The sequence below is a fragment of the Streptomyces sp. ActVer genome, from assembly GCF_027270795.1.
Taxonomy (GTDB): Bacteria; Actinomycetota; Actinomycetes; order Streptomycetales; family Streptomycetaceae; genus Streptomyces; species Streptomyces umbrinus_A.
Map to the genome: position 1 here is coordinate 1 of NZ_JAPWHT010000767.1, position 2,605 is coordinate 2,605.

General features: G+C 69.4%; 1 protein-coding gene. It reads left to right on the top strand.

Features of this window, described 5'->3' with window-relative positions; all coding sequences use genetic code 11:
• The first annotated feature begins 165 nt into the window (after positions 1–165).
• Positions 166–2,427: an ATP-dependent RecD-like DNA helicase gene (locus O3Q52_RS51775; protein WP_269655351.1), complete on the top strand. Its 2,262-nt coding sequence runs from the start codon at positions 166–168 to the stop codon at positions 2,425–2,427.
• Positions 2,428–2,605 lie beyond the last annotated feature (178 nt).

The window sequence follows — 2,605 nt, forward strand, 5'->3', positions numbered from 1 at the left end:
AAACCCCGACACGACCCCTTCGGCCGGAGGGCGGCTGCCGGAGGGTGGGGGCGGGCCCCTTCAGGGGCGCGGGGAACTGCGCGATCAGCCCCCGCCGGGCCGCAGATGTCATGGATGCGGGGGAGGCCCAACCGCGTTGTCGTAGGTGGGAGGTAGCGTCGGATCATGTCCAAGCAAGGGGCGGGGAACGGGGAGCGGAACCTGGCGGTTCTGGAAGGCGTGCTGGAGCGGATCACGTACGCCAATGAGGAGAACGGCTACACGGTGGCCCGGGTGGACGCGGGTCGGGGTGGCGGTGATCTCCTCACGGTCGTCGGGGCGTTGCTCGGTGCGCAGGTGGGGGAGTCCCTGCGTATGGAGGGGCGTTGGGGCTCCCACTCGCAGTACGGCAAGCAGTTCACGGTGGAGAACTACACGACGGTTCTGCCGGCCACGGTCCAGGGCATTCGCCGTTATCTGGGCTCCGGTCTGGTGAAGGGCATCGGGCCGATCTTCGCCGACCGCATCACGCAGCACTTCGGGCTGGACACCCTGCAGATCATCGAGGAGGAGCCGAAGCGGCTCATCGAGGTGCCGGGGCTCGGGCCCAAGCGGACCAAGAAGATCGCCGAGGCCTGGGAGGAGCAGAAGGCGATCAAGGAGGTCATGCTCTTCCTCCAGACCGTCGAGGTGTCGACGTCGATCGCGGTCCGCATCTACAAGAAGTACGGCGACGCGTCGATCTCGGTGGTCAAGAACCAGCCCTACCGGCTCGCGTCCGACGTCTGGGGTATCGGCTTCCTCACCGCCGACAAGATCGCCCAGTCCGTGGGCATCCCGCACGACAGCCCGGAGCGCGTCAAGGCGGGCCTGCAGTACGCCCTTTCGCAGTCGACGGACCAGGGCCACTGCTTCCTGCCGGAGGAGCAGTTGATCGCGGACGCGGTGAAACTGCTCCAGGTGGACACCGGCCTGGTCATCGAGTGCCTCGCGGAACTGGCGGCGCCGTCCGAGGAGGGCGAGGAGCCGGGTGTCGTACGGGAGCGCGTGCCCGGCCTGGACGGCGGTGAACCGGTCACCGCCATCTACCTGGTCCCCTTCCACCGGGCCGAACTGTCCCTCTCGGCCCAGCTCCTGCGCCTCCTGCGTACGGACGAGGACCGCATGCCGGGCTTTGGGAACGTGGCCTGGGACAAGGCACTGGCCTGGCTCAAGGACCGCACGGGGGTGGAGCTGGCCCCCGAGCAGGAGGCGGCGGTCCGGCTCGCCCTCACCGAGAAGGTCGCGGTGCTCACGGGCGGCCCCGGCTGTGGCAAGTCCTTCACGGTCCGTTCGATCGTGGAGCTGGCCAAGGCGAAGCGGGCCAAGGTCGTCCTGGCCGCGCCGACGGGCCGCGCCGCCAAGCGACTTGCCGAACTGACCGGCGCGGACGCCTCCACCGTGCACCGGCTCCTGGAGCTGAAGCCGGGCGGCGCCGCGGCGTACGACAAGGACCGCCCCTTGGACGCGGACCTGGTGGTAGTGGACGAGGCGTCCATGCTGGACCTCCTACTCGCCAACAAGCTGGTGAAGGCGGTCCCGCCAGGGGCGCATCTGCTCTTCGTCGGGGACGTCGACCAGCTTCCCAGCGTCGGCGCGGGCGAGGTGCTGCGGGATCTCCTTGCCGAGGGTGGGCCGGTGCCGGCGGTCCGTCTCACCCGGGTGTTCCGGCAGGCTCAGCAATCAGGGGTGGTGACGAACGCTCACCGGATCAACGCGGGCCAGCATCCGATCACGGACAAGCTCAAGGACTTCTTCCTCTTCGTCGAGGACGACACGGAGGAGGCGGGGCGTCTGACGGTGGATGTGGCTGCGCGGCGCATTCCGGCCAAGTTCGGGCTGGACCCCCGGCGTGACGTCCAGGTCCTGGCGCCCATGCACCGCGGCCCCGCAGGCGCCGGCACCCTCAACGGCCTGCTCCAGCAGGCCATCACGCCGGCCCGCCCCGACCTCCCCGAGAAGCGGTTCGGCGGCCGCGTCTTCCGGGTCGGCGACAAGGTCACCCAGATCCGCAACAACTACGACAAGGGCGAGAACGGCGTCTTCAACGGCACGGTGGGGGTGGTGACTTCCCTCAACCTCGACGACCAGCGCCTCACCGTCCTGACGGACGAGGACGAGGAGGTCCCGTACGACTTCGACGAACTCGACGAGCTGGCCCACGCGTACGCGGTGACGATCCACCGGTCCCAGGGCAGTGAGTACCCCGCCGTCGTCATCCCCGTCACCACGGGGGCCTGGATGATGCTCCAGCGCAACCTTCTGTATACGGCCGTCACCCGTGCCAAGCAGCTCGTCGTCCTGGTCGGCTCCCGCAAGGCCCTCGGCCAGGCCGTCCGCACGGTCTCCGCAGGCCGCCGCTGCACGGCCCTGGCCCACCGTCTCTCCGGCACACGGCTCCCGGACTGACCTCACCCGTCGCCCCGGCGGGGGTTGCTCGCGCCCCGAAAGGTCAAGAGACTGCGCAGTTCTCCGCGCCCCTGATGAGCGTGCCTGGGGTCGGTGCGTAGACGTGCGGGTGCGTCGTGGCTGATCGCGCAGTTCCCCGCGCCCCTAAAAGATCAGGGGCGTAAGCCCCTCTCTCCAG

Bases quoted from the DNA above. Each gene is read 5' to 3' on its own strand.
- O3Q52_RS51775 (WP_269655351.1), top strand. From the start codon at position 166: ATGTCCAAGCAAGGGGCGGGGAACGGGGAGCGGAACCTGGCGGTTCTG.